Here is a 17,215-nt window from a genome sequence, read left to right as displayed (position 1 = left end):
GCTGTGACTACCACCGACTATGCGCAGCTCAAAGCAGCCCGCGAATTGCTCACTCGAATCCCCCTCCCGCTCGACGTAGAAGCCGGCGAAACCCCCGGCACCCCCTACACCGTCACCCACGACGGCACCGCCGAGCACGGCACCGCCACCGCGCGCACCCTGCTCGCCGCCATGGCACGCCAACTTGACGATTACATCCTGCCCCGCAGCGCCAGCGTCGACAACCCCCTCACCATCGTGGTCGGAGGCTCCACCGGCGCCGGCAAATCCACCCTCGTCAACACCCTGCTCGGCGAACCGCTCACCCAGTCCGGCGCGATTCGACCCACCACCCGCCACCCCGTACTCCTGCACCGCGCAGAAGACGAAGCGGCGCTGTCGCCCGAACGCTTCCTGCCCACCCTGCCGCGCACCCGTACCTCCGGCATGAATGCCGGATCGCAGGCACTACCCGGCCTCGACCCGAAGATTGCGCGCGCCCTCATTCCTATTACTACCTCGGCGCTACCGCGGGGCATCGCGCTCATTGACGCACCCGATATCGACTCCGTCTCCGAGGAAAACCGCACCCTCGCCAAGGAACTGCTCTCCGCCGCAGACCTGTGGCTCTTTGTCACCACCGCCAACCGCTACGCCGACGCCGTGCCCTGGGAACTGCTCCACGAAGCAGCCGCACGCTCCATCGCCATCGCCGTGGTGCTCAACCGCGTGCCCGAAGGCGACGAAGAAGCCATCGAAAACGACCTGCGACGCATGCTCGACGAGGCCGGAATCCACGCCGTACTGATTCACACCGTCACCGAACAGCCGCGCGACGAAAGCGGCATGCTCGCCCCCGTCAGCCTCGCCCCGCTGACCCTGTGGATCCGCGAACTCGGCGCCGACGCACCCGCCCGCGCCGCCATCGCCCGGCAGACCCTCGCCGGTGCCGTCGAAACCCTCGCCGGAAACCTGCAGGTGCTCGCCGCCGAACAGGCACGCCAGCAGGCAGCGCACCAGTCGCTTGCCACCATCGCCGCCGAAGAATACGAGGACGCGCTGACCACCATTGACGGGGCGCTCTCCGACGGCTCGCTGCTACGCGGTGAAGTGCTCTCGCGCTGGCACGACTTCGTGGGAACCGGCGACTTCTTCCGCTCCCTCGACAGCACCATCGGTCGCCTGCGCGACCGCGTCGGCTCCGCCCTGCGCGGTCAGCCCGCCGCCGCACAGAAGGTAGAAGACGCCCTCGAAAGCGGCATCCACGCCGTCGTGCTGGATGCGGCCGCACGCGCCTCCGAAAACACCCGTACCCGCTGGCGTGCCAGCCGCGCCGGACGCTCCCTGCTGGCGCGCCTTGATGCGCCGCAGGCTGTTTCTGTTGCGCCGCAGACGGCCTCCGCCGCGCCCGAACAGAACGCAGAAGCTAAGGGTGAGGTGCAGTCCGCCGAGGACATCTTCTCCGCAGCCGTTGCCGAGCAGATTCGCCTCTGGCAGGGCTCCGTCCTCGAAATGATCCGTGAAGAAGGCGCCGACAAGCGCAAACGCGCCCGCTTCCTCTCCCTGGGCGTGAACGCCACCGCCGTGATGCTCATGGTCGCCGCGTTCAGCCTCACCGGCGGCATTACCGGTATTGAGGCGGGTATCGCCGGCGGTAGCGGCGTGGTCGGCACCAAACTGCTCGAGTCCATCTTTGGTGAAGACGCGGTGCGCCGCATGGCAACCCGCGCCCGCACCGACCTGCTCGAACGCATGGCGGATCTGCTCACCGAGCACGCTCAGCCCTTCACCGCCGTACTGGAAGAAACCGACCCGCAGGCTGACGCCGAGGACATTCACCGCGCCGCCGAGCAGGTGCAGGCGATTGCCGCAGAAATGAGCGCCCAGAGTCAAACCACACAGCGCCAAGCCGCAGCCCACACTAACGGCACGGTTGCCCGCTAAACCACTCCGGACAGGCACCCCGCACCACAGACGAAGAAAAAACGCACTATGACTACCCCCGAGAAAAAACTCGAGAACGCCGAGCGCAACACCGAGCGCAACGCCGAGCGAGGCGCCACCCCTGCCGTGGCGACCTCGCCCTTCGCGCGCTCCGTCGCATCCCTGAAGGACGCCATCAGCTACGGCGAAGGACGAGTCCCCGAAACCGTGCTGCTCGACGCCGCCGAAACCCTCGAACGCCTCAGCCAGCGCCGTGAACTCTCCACCGAACACACCGTCATCGGCTTCTTCGGCGCGACCGGTAGCGGCAAATCTACGCTCTTCAACGCCATCGCCGGGCAGAACATTGCCCTCTCCGCTCCCACACGCCCGACCACCTCCACCGTGCAGGCGGCAATCTGGGAGGCAGAAGGCAGCGAAGAGCTACTTGACTGGCTCGGCATCGACAAGCGCGTCTACCCGCAAACTCAGGCGCTCGCCGCCGAAGGAGATGCAACCGAGGGTAGTAAGGCAACCGGGGGAGTAGCGGCACCCAACGCCGTCACCGAACCGGCACCCGGACTCTTCAACCGCATCCGCCGAGCCGTCGGCGGACGCGGCGAAATGCGCACCCGCACCGGCGGCCTCATCCTGCTGGACATGCCCGACTTCGACTCGGTCACCACCACCAACCGCGACCTCGCCGCCCGCATGATGCGCTACGTGGACGTACTCGTCTGGGTTGTCGACCCCCAAAAATACGCCGACGCCGTCATTCACCGCGACTTCATGGTGCCGCTTGCCGCCTCCGGCGCGCAGGCACTCTGCGTGCTCAACCAGGCGGATAAACTCGCACCCGCCGAGGTGCCCGCCGTGCTCGCCTCCCTCACCCGCCTGCTCCAGGCTGAGGGCACCGAAGCGCACCTGCTCGCCGCACCCATCGCCGTCTCCGCGCGAACCGGCGAAGGCGTGGACGTGCTCCGCGACCTGCTCGCCCAGGTAGCCGCCGCCAAGAGCCTATCCCTGCAACGAACCGACGCGCAGCTGCACGCCACCGCCTCCCAGCTGCGCACCTACGCCGGAGGAGAGGGGACCGTGCTCGCCGGAGCCTACGCCCTCGAAGCGGAGCAGAAGCTCGTGAAGGCATGCTACACCTCCAGCCAGGCAGAGCAGGTTCTGGAGGCGGCAACCGCCTCCTACCGCCGCGCCGCGGGTCAGCACACCGGCTGGATCCTCACCCGCTGGATGAGCCGCCTGAAGGCTGACCCCCTGCGCCGCCTACACCTGGGGCAGCAAGAGGAAACGAAGAGTGCATCTAAGGCCGAGAAGTCCGCTGGTATGCTCGGTTCCGATAGCGAGAACGCACCCGAGCTGGTGGCATCCTCGCTACCCCCGCTGAGCGCCGCGCAGAAGGCAGGCATGGCAAACGCTGTTCGCCAATACAGCAAGCAGATGGCGGCGCGCATCGACGAACCGTGGAAGCGCAGCATGAAGGAAGCCGCCCTCTCCCGCGAGGCGGAGCTACCCGAACTGCTCGAACGCGACATGGTGCGCATCGACTACGGTCTGGGCCGCACCCGCGCCCCCTGGGTCATCTTCAATGCCCTGCAGTGGATCGCGCTACTGAGCGCCCTGGTGGGTGTCGGCTGGCTGACCCTGATTTCCGGCATGGCGTACCTGCAGATTCAACTGCCGCCCGCCCCGACCCCCGAAGGCTCTCCGGTGCCCCTGCCGACCCTGCTTCTGCTGCTGGGCATACTCCTTGGCATCGCCTCGGCGGGTGTGGGCAGGCTACTTACCGCTATGGGCTCACGCTACTACGCGCGTAAGTTGCGGGGTCGCCTGCAGACCGGCATGGAGAAGGCGGTGCAGTCCTGCGTGGTCGCCCCGGTACAGCAGGAAGCAAAGCGCCTCAACGCCTACCGCAAGGCGCTGGACATTTAGCGGACCAGCTTCCGAGAAGCAAGAGCACACAAAAGAATCCCTCACCACCTCAAACGAGGCAGGGAGGGATTCTTTTCGTTAGATCTACACGCTACTGAAGCTTAGTCTCCTTCAGTACTCTCAGCGCAGGGAGCCTGCTGAGACGCCGCAAGCTCACGCAGACCGTCCGTAATCGCCTGAGCAGCCTTAACGACCAGCTCGGGGTAGTTGCGGTTCGGCTGGCGGGTCATGCGGTCAATCGGGCCTGAGATAGACACTGCCGCAATCACCTTGCCGCCGGGAGCACGCACCGGAGCAGAGACCGAGGCGGTACCGCGCTCGCGCTCACCCACGGACTGCGCCCAACCGATGCGGCGCACAGCCGCGAGCATGGCGGCGCTGAAATGGGCGTCGCGCAGGCCTTCAACAATGCGGTTCTGGTCTTCCCACGCCAGCAGAACCTGGGCGGCGGAACCAGCCTGCATGGACAGCTGGGTACCGACCGGGATGGATTCGTGCATGCCGGAGGGGCGTGCCGCAGTTGCCGCGCATACACGCCAGTCGCCCTGGCGGCGGTACAGCTGGGTGGATTCGTCAGCTTCGAGGCTGAGCTTCTGCAGAATCGGGTCTGCCACGGTGATGAGCTCATCGGAAATGGTGGCGGACGCGAGTTCGGTCAGGCGGGGTCCGAGCATGAAGCGTCCCTGCACGTCGCGGGCTACGAGGCGGTGGTGAGCCAGCGCCACGGCGAGGCGGTGTGCGGTGGGGCGTGCCAGACCGGTTGCCTTGACGAGGTCACCCAGAGATACGGGTCCTGCCTCGAGGCAATCAAGAATGAGGGTCGCCTTGTCGAGCACGCCAACGCCGGAGGAGCCGTGGGAGTGTACCTCTACCATCTGCTCGTCGGCTGCCATGTGTTCGGGCGGCTTGACGGGGTCAACAATCGGTGCGTTGTGGTGTGTGGATGCGTTGGGGTGACGCATTCCGTGTGCGTTAAAACGTGATGCGGAAGGAGTCATTCTTATATTCTATCTCAGAATATGAAAGATACCCCGGACTTCATGGACTCTTTGGGGTGCAGAGCTGAAGATGGAATCACCCCCTACGGGATAAATTATGAACTTTTCATAATAAGTGTTTGTGTGGGTTTATGGGTGAAAATATGCGAAAAGACGCAGAAAAATGCGAATAATCCCGCAAAATTACCCTGGAGTCATAGAGTAAACCCACATAAAAACACTCGCTAGTTCGGGGTGTTTCTGAGCCGTCTCACAGGCTAAGAATCCGTGAAAAAATATGCGACACGCCGCAGGGAAATACCGATTTGAGGGTCCCATCGGGTACATAATCCGCCCCTCAACTCCGCAAACTTGCGGCACGCACCACACCGAACGCATCCACCGTAGGAACGCATCAAGCAGGAGAAAGCATGACTAGCGAACAGAACGCAACCACCGCGGGCACCCGTCCGCGCACCCTGGCAGAAAAAGTCTGGGACGCACACGTCGTCGTCCCCGGTGAAAACGGCAAGCCCGACCTGCTCTACATCGACCTGCAGCTACTGCACGAAGTGACCTCCCCCCAGGCATTCGAAGGCCTGCGCATCGAGAACCGCCCCCTGCGCCGCCTCGACCTGACCATCGCCACCGAGGACCACAACACCCCCACCGACAACATCTTCGGCACCATTGCCGACCTGACCAGCCGCACCCAGATCGAGACCCTGCGCCGCAACGCCAAGGAATTCGGCGTGCGCATCCACTCCCTCGGCGATGAGGAACAGGGCATCGTGCACGTGGTCGGCCCGCAGCTGGGTCTGACCATGCCCGGCATGACCATCGTCTGCGGCGACTCCCACACCTCCACCCACGGTGCGTTCGGCGCTCTCGCATTCGGTATCGGCACCTCCGAGGTGGAGCACGTCATGGCAACCCAGACCCTGCCCCTGGCACGCTTCAAGACCATGGCAATCAACGTTGAAGGCACCCTCAAGCCCGGCGTGACCGCAAAAGACATCATCCTCGCTGTCATCGCGCAGATCGGTACCGGCGGCGGTCAGGGCTACGTGCTCGAATACCGCGGCTCCGCGATCCGTTCCCTCTCCATGGAGGGCCGCATGACCATGTGCAACATGTCCATCGAGGCGGGTGCACGCGCCGGCATGGTTGCCCCCGACGAGACCACCTTCGAGTACATCAAGGGCCGCCAGCACGCGCCCAAGGGTGAAGAGTGGGACAAGGCAGTCGAGTACTGGAAGAGCCTGCCCACCGACGAAGGCGCCGTCTTCGACAAGGAAATCTTCATCAACGCTGACGAGCTCGAACCCTTCGTCACCTGGGGCACCAACCCCGGTCAGGGTATTCCGCTGAGCCACGCCGTTCCCTCCCCGGACGACTTCGAGGACGAGAACGACAAGGTCGCAGCAGAACGCGCCCTCGAATACATGGATCTGAAGGCCGGCACCCCCATGAAGGAAATCCCCGTGGATGTCGTCTTCCTGGGTTCCTGCACCAACTCCCGCATCGAGGACTTGCGCGCCGCAGCAGACATCGTGCGTGGCCGCACCATCGCCGAGAACGTACGCATGATGGTCGTGCCCGGATCCCAGAAGGTCCGCGCGCAGGCAGAAGCAGAAGGCCTGGACAAGGTCTTCAAGGACTTCGGTGCCGACTGGCGCTTCGCCGGCTGCTCCATGTGCCTGGGCATGAACCCCGACCAGCTGGCACCCGGTGAGCGTTGCGCCTCCACCTCGAACCGTAACTTTGAGGGCCGCCAGGGTAAGGGTGGTCGCACCCACCTGGTCTCCCCGGTGGTTGCTGCCGCAACCGCTGTGCGCGGTACCCTGTCCGCCCCGTCCGACGTCGTGGCCTAGCACGCCGCTATAGCTAAGGAGCCATTATGGAACCCATTATTAAGCACACCGGCATTGGCGTGCCGCTGCGTTCTTCGAATGTTGATACCGACCAGATTATTCCCGCCGTCTACCTCAAGCGAGTGACCAAGACCGGCTTCGACGATGCCCTCTTCGCTAACTGGCGTAAGGACCCCGAGTTCATCCTGAACCAGGAGCCCTACAAGCATGGTAGCGTGCTGGTTGCGGGCCCGGACTTCGGTACCGGTTCTTCCCGTGAGCACGCCGTGTGGGCGTTGCGCGACTACGGTTTCAAGGTCGTTATTTCTGCTCGTTTTGCCGATATTTTCCGCGGCAACTCGGGCAAGCAGGGTCTGGTTACCGCGCAGGTTGCACAGGACGATATCGAGCTGATTTGGAAGGCGCTGGAGCACGAGCCCGGCACCGAAATCACCGTTGACCTGGAGTCCAAGACCGTAACCGTGGGTGCGCTGGTTGTTCCCTTTGAGATTGACGACTACGTGCGCTGGCGCCTCATGGAGGGCCTGGACGACATCGGTCTGACCCTGCAGAACCTCGAGGCCATTGAGGCGTATGAGGCGAAGCGCCCCTCCTGGATGCCCCGCACCCAGGAACTCTAAGCCGAGCGCTCTAAACCCTAGAGACATAAAGCTCGAAGGCGGCGACTGAAACAGTTGCCGCCTTCGAGCTTTCTGCATCCTGAGCTTTTCTGCGTCCAAAACCTTGGCACGTATATAAAATGCGCCTCCCCGGAGCATCAGCTTCTGGGGAGGCACATTTATTGACGACCTAGAGCTTAGGCACCCTCAGTGATGGGGGTGTTCAGGGTTGCGTTCTCGGTGCAGCTGTACAGCGCCGCCGAACCGGGGGAGCGCACACCCGCGGTCGGGTTCGCGTTCTGTGCGGTGGCAAGAGCGAAGTCAGAAACCACCTCGTGGTTAATGTAGCTGCCGCCTGCGCCGCCGCCGCTGCTCAGGGCGCTGAGCGAGTAGATGTTGCCTTCGCCCTCGAACTGCACCTGACGGCCGAAAACGGCCTCGTAGTATGAGCCAACGGTCCAGATGTTCAGGCCTGCGCCACCGCCGCCGTAGCCGGCGCCTCCACCGGATGCTACGGAAGTGAGGGAGAGCTTGCCGTAGGTGTGGGAGAGCAGCGCGCCCGAGCCGCCCTTACCGCGGTAAGAGCCGGTAGCGTCCGCACCGCCGGTTCCCTTTTCCTTATCACTCACGGAGTCGCCCTCGTAGCGGTAGTAGCGCGGGAAATCGTAGGAGTCGAACCAGGATTCGGACATGGGCATGAGCTTCAGCTCGTTGTTCTCGTCGAGGACGCCTGCCAGTGCCTCACCGAGGGTGCCAGCTACGCCGGAGCGACCAGCGGTACCGCCGGTGACCATAAAACGCATGTCGAGGGTCTTATCGTCCTCGTCGAGGGGCTTGAACTCCTGGTAGGGGCTTGCCATGAGCATGCCGCCCTGACCGGTGTTGTCGGTGCCCAGGTCGCCGCCCGCGCTGCCGCCTGCAGTGGTGGATGCATCGCGACCGTCCAGCGCCACGCGCAGTGCCGGGTTCAGCTGATCCTTGGGCTGGGCGTTGAAGAGGCTCTGGTGGGTGGTGAGGGTGCCCAGCTGCGCGCCGCCGCCGCCAGCACCGGCAACGGCTACGACGGTGACTGCGCCGTCGCGGACGAGCTCGACCGCGGAGGAGCCGCCGCCGGACGCGCCGTACACGTAGCCGCTATCGGTGCCTACTACCTGCGCTGCGCCGGTTGCGGTGCTGGAGCCGGTGGAGTCGCCGCCTGCTGCGTAGCCTTCGCCACCGAGTGCGGGCTGTGCGCCAGCTGCGGAGCCGACGCCGCCGTTACCCGCCCAGACGCGCAGGATGTCGCCGGACTTGACCGCAAGAACGCCGCTGAGCTGTGCACCGGCACCGCCGCCAGCCAGGGCCGCGTTCGTGACGTCAGTCAGGTATTGGGGAGTGAAGGAAGATGCGGCACCGCCGGCACCTCCTACGAGGTCGAAGCGTACTCGTCCAACGCCTTCAGGGACGAGCCATTCGGTGTATGCGCCAGCCTTGTCGTCGAAGCCGGTTGCGGTCGGCTTGAGGGTCAGAGCGGGGGAGCAGGTGGACTCGCCGCTTGCCGCCCATGCGGGGACGGTTGCGCTGGCGAGGATAACGGGGGCGCTCCATGCCGCGCCCTGTACGAGGCGACGGCGCGAAATGCGTGATGCAGTGTTGTGATGTGTCATATTTGGGGTCCTCCGGTAGTTCGCGGATGCAGCCGCGAAGTGACCTGTGGTTGGTTGCGATACGCCGTGGTTTTCGGTTGACTTTCGAATATTTACGGTGATGTTGAAGTGAATTTTTGAAGTTGAAGTGAAGCAGGAAGCCGAACCGTTTTAGTTGGGCGTCATCGCAAAGTTGTATGCAGTGAATGCACTCCCGTTCCCTGCCGTGAGGCTCCGTACTGCGTGGAGCAACGGCGATGCCGGCACCGATGCCGCAGTTGAGAGCTGGTTGGCTTCTCCTTGAGAGTGGAGGCGCCGTTCAGTGGGCACGAGTGTGCACGTTATTGTAGGGGTGAGGTTGCTCTCAAGTTCAAATTCGGACGTTAAAAAGACGAAACTAACGTCAAATTTCGGCGAAGAAACAGAAAATGTTTGCATTAGTGTGAATGTTTGTGTATCTTTTTGTTTTTCTGGCTCTGAATCTGAGGAGGGGTCAGAGCGGTTTTTCACATACACAACAGAGCAAAATCTCAGTCACGAGTTCCAAAGGTTCTTCAGTGTTTGGAGCACCTTTACGCAGGGCTTAGAATAATGATGAATATATGCGCCCGTTTCGCCCTGCTACCGGCAGGGGCGCGGCACGACAGAACGCGGCGCATCGGCACACTGTTAAAGTTCGGCCTAAACCAGCCGACTCCACAAAGGATTTTTAATGACTGAGAACATCAGCAAGCTTCGCATTGAAGGTGGCACTCCGCTCGTTGGTGAGGTTCACGTTCGAGGCGCCAAGAACCTGGTGCCCAAGGCGATGGTCGCAGCACTGCACGGTTCGACCCCCTCGACCCTGCGTAACGTCCCTGACCTGAGCGATGTCGAAATCGTTACCACCCTCGTGGAGCTGCACGGTGCAAAGGTCGATTACGACCGCGAAGCTGGTGTTCTGACCCTCAACCCCGCACAGGATGCAACCACCGCTGCAAAGAACGCAGAGGAGATTCAGCTCTTCGGCGGTAACTCCCGCATCCCGATTCTGATGGTGGGTCCGCTGCTGCACACTCTCGGTACCGCACGCATCCCCAACCTGGGTGGTTGCAAGATTGGTGACCGCCCCATCGACTACCACATGTCTGCACTGCGCAAGTTCGGTGCGGTCGTTGAGAAGGACGACGAAACCGGCACTACCCTAATCGTTCCCGAAGAGGGCCTGAAGGGTGCAGAGATTGTGCTGAACTACCCCTCCGTGGGCGCTACCGAGCAGGTTCTGCTCACCGGTGTGCGCGCTAAGGGTAAGACCATCCTGCGCAACGCTGCGATTGAGCCCGAAATTATTGACCTGATTGCTGTTCTGCAGAAGATGGGCGCAATCATCTTCATCAACGAGGACCGCACCATCGTCATTGAGGGTGTGGACGAGCTGACCGGCTACGATCACGCGTCCCTGCCCGACCGTAACGAGTCCGCTTCTTGGGCTTCTGCAGCTCTGGCTACCGGCGGCGACATTTTCGTTCGCGGTGCAGCTCAGAAGGACATGACCGCGTTCCTGAACCAGTTCCGCAAGATGGGCGGCCTGTACGAGGTGACCGCCGAGGGCATCCGCTTTACCCACCCGGCTCAGCGCACCCCCGGTGCTCAGCTGAAGCCCATCGTCTTTGAGACCAACGTGCACCCCGGCTTCATGACCGACTGGCAGCAGCCCCTCGTCGTGGCGCTGACCCAGGCTAAGGGTGCATCCATCGTGCACGAGACCGTGTACGAGGAGCGTTTCGGCTTCACCAACGCCCTGAAGCAGATGGGTGCAGATATTGTCGTCATGCGTGACTGCGTGGGCGGCGCACCCTGCCGTTTCGAGGGTAAGGGCTACGGCCACTCCGCTATTATTTCTGGCCCCACCCCGCTGACCGGCGCTGACATTGAGGTTCCGGACCTGCGCGGCGGCTTCTCCCACATCATTGCTGCTCTGACTGCTAAGGGCACCTCTCACGTGAGCGGTGTTGAGCTGATTGCTCGCGGCTACGAGAACTTCGAGGAGAAGCTCAAGGGCCTGGGTGCCAACTTTGAGGTGCTGGCACGCAAGGCGTCGAAGGCTCCCAAGCCCGATGCAGCAATCGTCGTTGTTGAGCCCGAGGAAGTTGAGGTTCAGGACTAGTGAGCGGACAGCAGGGAAAGCAGGCTCTGCCTGAGATTGAGCCCACCGCCTCCGGTGATGCTCTGTACAAGGTGCTCGGTAACGCCGCACGCGGGCTGTACAAGCTCATCGCGCGCGTTGAGATTACCGGCCGCGAGAATCTGCCTTCCAGCGGCGGGTACATTATCGTGGCTAACCACACCACCGAGCTTGACCCGGTGACCGTGGCTTTCCCTGCTTTCGTTGAGGGCGCCCTGCCGCGCTTCTTGGCGAAGGATTCGTTGTTCCGCGCCCCCGTGCTCGGCTACATTATGCGCAAGCTCGCGCATATTCCTGTGGTTCGCGGTTCGGTGGATGCGCGTAAGTCCCTGATTACTGCCCGCAAGATTGTTGAAGCTGGCGGTGCCGTCGTGATTTTCCCGGAGGGCACCACCACCCACGATCCGCAGCTGTGGCCCATGCAGGCGCGTACCGGCGCGGCTCGTCTGGCTCTTGCGACCGGCGCGCCCGTATACCCGGTGGCGCACTGGGGTGATGAGCAGATTCTCGGTTATGTGGATGAGGCCGGCGAGGACGGCCGCATCAAGGAGAAGCGTAAGATTTCGCTGTTCCCGCGCAAGACCGTTCGCGTGAAGGTTGGCAAGGCGCTGGATATTGCCTGCCTCGTTGAGGATGCCAGCCCCGAGGCTAAGCACACCCGAACCGAACTGGGCGTGGTCACCGACGCCATGCTGGACGCTATTACCGCCGAGCTGGAGAAGATCCGCGGCGAGAAGGCTCCTGAGGGTCGTTGGAACCCCCGCACGAAGCGTCGTGAAGCCCCCGGTACCCCTTCGGGTCCGGTTGGTGGTGCGCTCGGCGAACCGGACGAAAAGTAGCATCCCAACTGGGAAAATCGTAGAGGCCCTGACAGGAGCCGCGGCTATTTGCTGAGGCGCCTGTCAGGGACTCGCACAATAACCTCGCAAGGAAGAGAAGCAGGTGTTTTCGTGACCTTCTTTGGACGCACCCCCGCAGCAAGCCCTGAATTTACCCCTCCGGCGACCGTACAGTCTATTGCGGTGCTCGGCGCCGGTAGCTGGGGCACCGCTTTCGCTAAGATTGCGGCGGACGCTGCCCGCGAGCGCGGCGATGACACTCGCGTGACCCTCATCGGTCGTGATGAGCAGGTGATGGCTGAGTGTGAGCGCACCCGCGAGAACGCCCGCTATTTTCCGGGAATGAAGCTACCGGATAACATGCACTTCACGGCGGATGCCCCTGCGGCGCTTGCCGGTGCGGATATTGTGGTTCTTGCCCTGCCCGCGCAGGTTCTGCGTTCGCAGTTGCAGAGCTTCGCCCGCTATATTGAGCCGAACGCCATGCTGGTGTCTTTGGCGAAGGGTTTGGAGACCGGTACGGGTCTGCGCATGTCGCAAGTCATTACCGAGGAGCTGGAAGAATCCATGGCTCTGCGCGGTGCTGATTTGCGCGCGATTGGCCATATTCCGCACCGCGTGTGCGTGCTGTCGGGCCCGAACCTGGCGAAAGAAATCATGGGGGAGGAGCCTACCGCCTCCGTGGTTGCGGCTCGTACCCTGCCGGTGGCTGAGTCTGTTGCTCACGCGATTGCGTGCGGTTACTTCCGCCCGTACACCAATACGGATGTGGTGGGTACCGAAATTGGCGGTCTGGTGAAGAACGTGATTGCCCTTTGCGTGGGTATTTGCGAGGGCCGCAATTACGGCGATAACTCGAAGGCGTCCATTATGACGCGCGGTTTGGCGGAGATTACCCGCCTGGCGGTGGCGTTGGGCGGTGAGGCTGCGACGATGAGCGGTCTTGCCGGTATGGGTGACTTGATTGCGACCTGCTCTTCACCGCTGTCTCGTAACCACACGGCGGGCCGCCTGCTGGCTCAGGGTGTTACCCCTGACCGCCTGCACGAGCATATGAGCCAGACCGCTGAGTCGATTAAGTCGGCGCCGGTGGTGGCTGAGTTGGCTCGTCGTCACGGCGTGGAGATGCCCATTGTTGAGGCTGTGGTGGCTGTGCTTTCGGGCCGTATTGGCATTGAGGAGTTGGCGCCTCAGTTGCTGGGGCGTTCCCTTAAACATGAAGGGCATTAAGAGCACGCAATGAACCTGAGCTCGGTAACCACCGCTGTGTTGGGCTCCGCAGGGTATGGGGCGCTGTGTGCTGCAGCTACAGGGTCGGTAGCTCAAAAAACCGAGTGCGATCGCCCGGTATACCTGTGGGAACCCGCCGATATGGGAGAAACCGCGCACCAGCTTCCGGTGACTTACACCACCGATATATACGAGGCTCTCGAGAGCGCCGATATTGTGGTGGTTCCCTGGGGCGAACAGGCTGATTCGTGCCCCGAGGAGATGACGGGGGTCATGGCATTCCGCCGATGGGCATACCTGCTGCCTCGAACCGCTATAGTGCTCGCAGTCGCAGGTTCTGCCGAGGACACCATGAACGTGTCTGAATATCTGCGGCAGATACTGCACACTGAGTTTCCAACGCGGCGTGAACGTGTGGCGGTGCTAACTATTACCGCTCATCATCTGGCGGGTACAGGTGTGATGGAACCGGTAAAAACTCACCCCAGGCGCCCCCGCACCGCCACTCTCACCACCGACGATGCGCACATGCATCAGCTGATTACCGCCTTATTTGATGGGCCTGTGCTGCGTATTCACCGTGCGCCATGACCCCGGTATCTGCGGTTACCGCAGCTTGGGTACTAGTGTCAGAAAGGCCCGTAAGAGACGATACAATGGGCTGTAAGTGGGGCGGGTACGCCCCGAAACGAACAGGGAGAAATATATGACCGAGAAGAAGACCGTCGCCCTGCTGTGCGGTGGCCGCTCCTCCGAGCACCCGATTTCGCTCATTACCGCTGCCGGCGTTCTGGGCGCTATTGACCGCACCGCCTACGACGTCATCACTATCGGTATTACCCGTGACGGCCGCTGGTACCTGACCGACGAGCAGCAGCTTGCCGAGCTGACCGCTGGCACTCGCGGTACCGCAGAGTTCCCCGAGGGTACCCAGCAGGTGTTCCTGCCGATGGGCGCCGGCGATTCCCGCCTGACCCTGGTGGATGCTGAGGGTAACGTTACCCGCACCGCACCGGTGGACGTTGTGTTCCCGCTGCTGCACGGCCCCTTCGGTGAGGACGGCACCGTGCAGGGCCTGCTGGAAATGGCTGACCTGCACTATGTGGGTTGCGGTGTGACCGCATCCGCTGTGGGTATGGATAAGCACTTCATGAAGGTTGCTTTCGAGTCTGCTGGCCTGGAGGTCGGCCCCTACGAGGTTGTCACCAACCGCCAGTGGGAGCACGAGGACCGCGAGCAGATCCTGGAGCGCGTGCTGAAGCTGGGCTTCCCCATGTTCGTGAAGCCGACCCGCGCAGGTTCTTCCTTCGGTATTACCAAGGTGGATTCGGTGGAGGAGCTCGTGCCCGCGATTGAAGAGGCACGCCGCCACGACCCGAAGATCATTATTGAGGCGGGTATTGTGGGCCGCGAAATCGAGTGCGCTGTGCTCGATGGCCACCACGGCGAGATGCCGCGCGCATCCTACCCTGGCGAGATTGAGGTTGTGGATCAGGACCATGGCTTCTACGACTTTGAGGCAAAGTACGTTTCTGAGTCTTCCGCTGTGACCGTGTGCCCGGCGAACCTGCCGCAGGATGTGCAGGATCGTCTGCGTGAGCTGGCTGTGAAGGCGTTCCTGGCGCTGGATGGTGAGGGCCTGTCTCGTGCGGACTTCTTCTACACCGAGGATGGCCGCCTGGTCATCAACGAGGTGAACACCATGCCCGGCTTCACCCCGATTTCGATGTACAAGACCATGTGGGAGAACACCGGCATCTCTTACACTGATCTGATTAGCGAGCTGCTGACCCTGGCGATGGAACGCCCCCTGGGTCTGCGCTAGTTCTTGAGGTAGCGCTAGTTCTGAGACTGCGTTAGTTCTTGGGCGTGCTGTCGTTTTGACTGCGCTCAGTTATTGAATACGTAGTGGCGGGGGAGTAGCCCCTGTTGTAAGGCGCCTCGGTGCGGATTCTTGAGGGATTCGCGCCGGGGCGCTTTTTGTGCGGTGGGCAAGTTCAGTCTGTGCGGGAGGGGTAATTGGTACGTATTAGCCTCTAAATCTTGATGAGAATCACTCGAATTTTACCCATGAGAAAAATCACTCACGCTCGCCTCGGGACTGCTTGGATGGTGGAGTGCAAGTTTTAAAGTGCTATTGATAAGGCAAAACGTAATTCTGCTCATAAGTGCATGAAATGATGCTTCTAGGTAATGAAAAGATGCTGTTGGTGGTCGTTGCACATCTTGAAGCTCAAAGATTGGTATGAAAGCGCTAAAATGAGTAATGAAGAAAAAGCCGATTCGGTAGAATAGATGAAGGTATATCCAATCTGCCCTAGCGATTGGGTATCTATTCACTCACAACGTATCAGAAAGTCAAGGACAACCTTTGGGAAAACGAAACCGTAAGGTGGTCTCTGCGAGTCTGGCGACAGCACTGGTTGCTTCCGGAAGCCCCTACGTAGCCTCATTTGCTCAAGATGTGCAGGAGGCAGCGTCTCAGGTTCCGCCCAACCCTGTCGGCACCGCAAGCCAAACCCTGGACCCCACCGCAAACGCGGCATCTTCCTCTCAGACGGCAGTACCCACGCTCGCAACCGTGAGCGCATGGCCCACCGCTCAGGGGGACAATAAGACTGACAAAGCGCAGGCAGAGCCCACCGCTCAGCCTAGCGCTTCTTCGAGCGCTCAGCCCACCGCTAGCGCCGAGCCTTCCGCAAGTGCTACGCCCAGCCCGGATGCGACTCCTACCCCGAACGCTACCGCGCAGCCTACTGCCGAGCCCACCGCTTCTGCGAGTGCTACCGCAACCCCGAGTGCTACGGCGAGTCCTAGCGTAGAGCCCTCTAAGGATGCGACCGCTGAACCTACCGCTATGCCGACCGTAGCTCCTAGCGCAAGTGCCGAACCGAGTGTTGCTCCTACCGCAACACCGACGGCTGAGCCGACTGCAGCTCCGACTGCGGAGCCCACGGCCCAGCCGACGGCAGAACCTACTGTTGCTCCCACTCCGGAGCCGACCGTTGCGCCTACTGTGGAGCCTACCGCTGAGCCGACTAAGGACGTAACCCCCGAACCGACTCAGGACCCGACTCCCGAGCCTACTCAGGATCCGACTCCTGAGCCTACGGTAGAGCCCACTCCTGAACCTACTCCCGAGCCGACGAAGGACGTAACTCCCGAACCGACCCCGGAGCCGACTCCCGCGCCGACCCAGGACCCCGCTCCGGAACCGAATCCGGTGCCCGCTCCTGAACCGACCAAGGACGTAACTCCCGAGCCGACTCAGGAACCGAGCGAGGCGCCCACCCAGGATCCTTCTCAGGTTCCGGTCGTCCCGGCCCCGGTTCAGGATCCGACTCAGGAGCCGACCAAGGATGCGGTCATCCCCGTGATTCCGGTAGCTCCCGTAGCTCCGGTAGAGGATAACAAGGACAGCTCGGACTCCAAATCGGTTACCCCGATCGAGACCGAACCTGTTGCTCCGATTCCTCCGGCGAACAACCCGGTGCCCGTCCCCGGCAATCGCCAGGAAGTCTCTGGGGAAGATGTCATCATCTCCATTGAGCTTCCGCGACCGGGCAACTCCTCTGAATCCTCAAGTTCCTCTTCGGGATCTTCGAGCTCTTCACCGAGCAAGGCACCGAGCGACAGGCTTGATGGCGAGGATGACGATCCGTTGCGTTCTGGTGGCACCACCCTCGGACGAATCGCAGCTAATAACGGCTCGAATGACTCCATTCCGGGTGCGGCTGACTGGGTTGCTGGATACCTCTCGCGCAATAAGACCGAGGAGGACCACTCCCACGAGGCAAGCCCCTCGAACTCCTCAAGCTCGGTATCGGCTTCGAAGTCGCCTAGCTCCTCCTCCACCTCGGCTAGCGCCAGCCGCTCCGCAAAGAGCGTGGCAAAGGCTGACGGCGCGAACGCCGCCCAGGAGCAGGCCGTGAAGAATGCGGACGCGGACGATTCTGGACTTTCCGGCATTGCACCGCTGATCCTCTTCTCACTCATCGGCCTGGTGCTGATTGCTCTGGCAATCCGCTACTTCAGTCGCGGAGCATAAGGCGAACATAACG

At 62.1% G+C, this 17,215-nt stretch carries 12 protein-coding genes; 10 read left to right on the top strand and 2 right to left on the bottom strand.

The window, feature by feature from the left end; genetic code table 11:
* Positions 1 to 3 precede the first annotated feature (3 nt).
* On the top strand, positions 4 to 1,923 hold the full coding sequence (locus O3675_RS02145; protein ID WP_371570665.1) for a dynamin family protein: 1,920 nt from the start codon (positions 4 to 6) through the stop codon (positions 1,921 to 1,923).
* 48 nt (positions 1,924 to 1,971) lie between these two features.
* The gene (locus O3675_RS02140) at positions 1,972 to 3,846 is read left to right on the top strand and encodes a GTPase (RefSeq protein ID WP_371570662.1); all 1,875 of its coding nucleotides are present in this window, start codon (positions 1,972 to 1,974) and stop codon (positions 3,844 to 3,846) included.
* A gap of 101 nt (positions 3,847 to 3,947) precedes the next feature.
* Here O3675_RS02140 and O3675_RS02135 read toward each other — a convergent pair whose 3' ends face one another.
* Positions 3,948 to 4,844 (bottom strand): IclR family transcriptional regulator, encoded by an 897-nt coding sequence (locus tag O3675_RS02135; RefSeq protein ID WP_371326332.1) that lies wholly within the window; start codon positions 4,842 to 4,844, stop codon positions 3,948 to 3,950.
* Between the two features lie 410 nt (positions 4,845 to 5,254).
* On the opposite strand from O3675_RS02135, the gene leuC reads away from it, so the two are divergent.
* Both leuC and leuD read left to right on the top strand, forming a co-directional pair.
* The gene (gene leuC / locus O3675_RS02130; RefSeq protein ID WP_049337924.1) at positions 5,255 to 6,697 is read left to right on the top strand and encodes a 3-isopropylmalate dehydratase large subunit; all 1,443 of its coding nucleotides are present in this window, start codon (positions 5,255 to 5,257) and stop codon (positions 6,695 to 6,697) included.
* Positions 6,698 to 6,723: 26 nt separating this feature from the next.
* Entirely contained in the window at positions 6,724 to 7,317 is a 594-nt protein-coding gene (leuD, locus tag O3675_RS02125; RefSeq protein WP_005505627.1) for a 3-isopropylmalate dehydratase small subunit, read from the top strand.
* A gap of 176 nt (positions 7,318 to 7,493) precedes the next feature.
* Here leuD and O3675_RS02120 read toward each other — a convergent pair whose 3' ends face one another.
* Positions 7,494 to 8,942 (bottom strand): transcriptional initiation protein Tat, encoded by a 1,449-nt coding sequence (locus tag O3675_RS02120; RefSeq protein ID WP_371570658.1) that lies wholly within the window; start codon positions 8,940 to 8,942, stop codon positions 7,494 to 7,496.
* Between the two features lie 691 nt (positions 8,943 to 9,633).
* Here O3675_RS02120 and murA point away from each other — a divergent pair.
* From murA to O3675_RS02090, 6 genes are all read left to right on the top strand, one after another.
* Positions 9,634 to 11,067 (top strand): UDP-N-acetylglucosamine 1-carboxyvinyltransferase, encoded by a 1,434-nt coding sequence (murA, locus tag O3675_RS02115; protein ID WP_294630837.1) that lies wholly within the window; start codon positions 9,634 to 9,636, stop codon positions 11,065 to 11,067.
* Positions 11,067 to 11,924 carry a 1-acyl-sn-glycerol-3-phosphate acyltransferase gene (locus O3675_RS02110; protein ID WP_049337927.1) on the top strand — a complete coding sequence of 286 codons (858 nt, stop codon included), beginning with the start codon at positions 11,067 to 11,069 and terminating at the stop codon, positions 11,922 to 11,924. The genes murA and O3675_RS02110 overlap by 1 nt, the downstream gene beginning before the upstream one ends.
* A gap of 111 nt (positions 11,925 to 12,035) precedes the next feature.
* Positions 12,036 to 13,154: an NAD(P)H-dependent glycerol-3-phosphate dehydrogenase gene (locus tag O3675_RS02105; protein ID WP_371570655.1), complete on the top strand. Its 1,119-nt coding sequence runs from the start codon at positions 12,036 to 12,038 to the stop codon at positions 13,152 to 13,154.
* A 141-nt stretch (positions 13,155 to 13,295) separates the two neighbouring features.
* Positions 13,296 to 13,745: a hypothetical protein gene (locus O3675_RS02100; RefSeq protein WP_303986353.1), complete on the top strand. Its 450-nt coding sequence runs from the start codon at positions 13,296 to 13,298 to the stop codon at positions 13,743 to 13,745.
* A 115-nt stretch (positions 13,746 to 13,860) separates the two neighbouring features.
* Complete coding sequence (locus O3675_RS02095; RefSeq protein WP_005505639.1) at positions 13,861 to 14,979, top strand: D-alanine--D-alanine ligase family protein; 1,119 nt, start codon at positions 13,861 to 13,863, stop codon at positions 14,977 to 14,979.
* Positions 14,980 to 15,525: 546 nt separating this feature from the next.
* Positions 15,526 to 17,202 (top strand): PT domain-containing protein, encoded by a 1,677-nt coding sequence (locus O3675_RS02090; RefSeq protein ID WP_371570652.1) that lies wholly within the window; start codon positions 15,526 to 15,528, stop codon positions 17,200 to 17,202.
* Positions 17,203 to 17,215 lie beyond the last annotated feature (13 nt).

Source organism: Rothia sp. 27098_8_27 (assembly GCF_041432805.1).
In the GTDB taxonomy this organism is placed as follows: domain Bacteria; phylum Actinomycetota; class Actinomycetes; order Actinomycetales; family Micrococcaceae; genus Rothia; species Rothia mucilaginosa.
This window is presented reverse-complemented; position numbering and strand designations above follow the sequence as displayed.

Bases quoted from the DNA above. Each gene is read 5' to 3' on its own strand.
- O3675_RS02140 (WP_371570662.1), top strand. From the start codon at position 1,972: ATGACTACCCCCGAGAAAAAACTCGAGAACGCCGAGCGCAACACCGAG.
- O3675_RS02135 (WP_371326332.1), bottom strand. From the start codon at position 4,844: ATGACTCCTTCCGCATCACGTTTTAACGCACACGGAATGCGTCACCCC.
- leuC (WP_049337924.1), top strand. From the start codon at position 5,255: ATGACTAGCGAACAGAACGCAACCACCGCGGGCACCCGTCCGCGCACC.
- leuD (WP_005505627.1), top strand. From the start codon at position 6,724: ATGGAACCCATTATTAAGCACACCGGCATTGGCGTGCCGCTGCGTTCT.
- O3675_RS02120 (WP_371570658.1), bottom strand. From the start codon at position 8,942: ATGACACATCACAACACTGCATCACGCATTTCGCGCCGTCGCCTCGTA.
- murA (WP_294630837.1), top strand. From the start codon at position 9,634: ATGACTGAGAACATCAGCAAGCTTCGCATTGAAGGTGGCACTCCGCTC.
- O3675_RS02100 (WP_303986353.1), top strand. From the start codon at position 13,296: ATGGGAGAAACCGCGCACCAGCTTCCGGTGACTTACACCACCGATATA.
- O3675_RS02095 (WP_005505639.1), top strand. From the start codon at position 13,861: ATGACCGAGAAGAAGACCGTCGCCCTGCTGTGCGGTGGCCGCTCCTCC.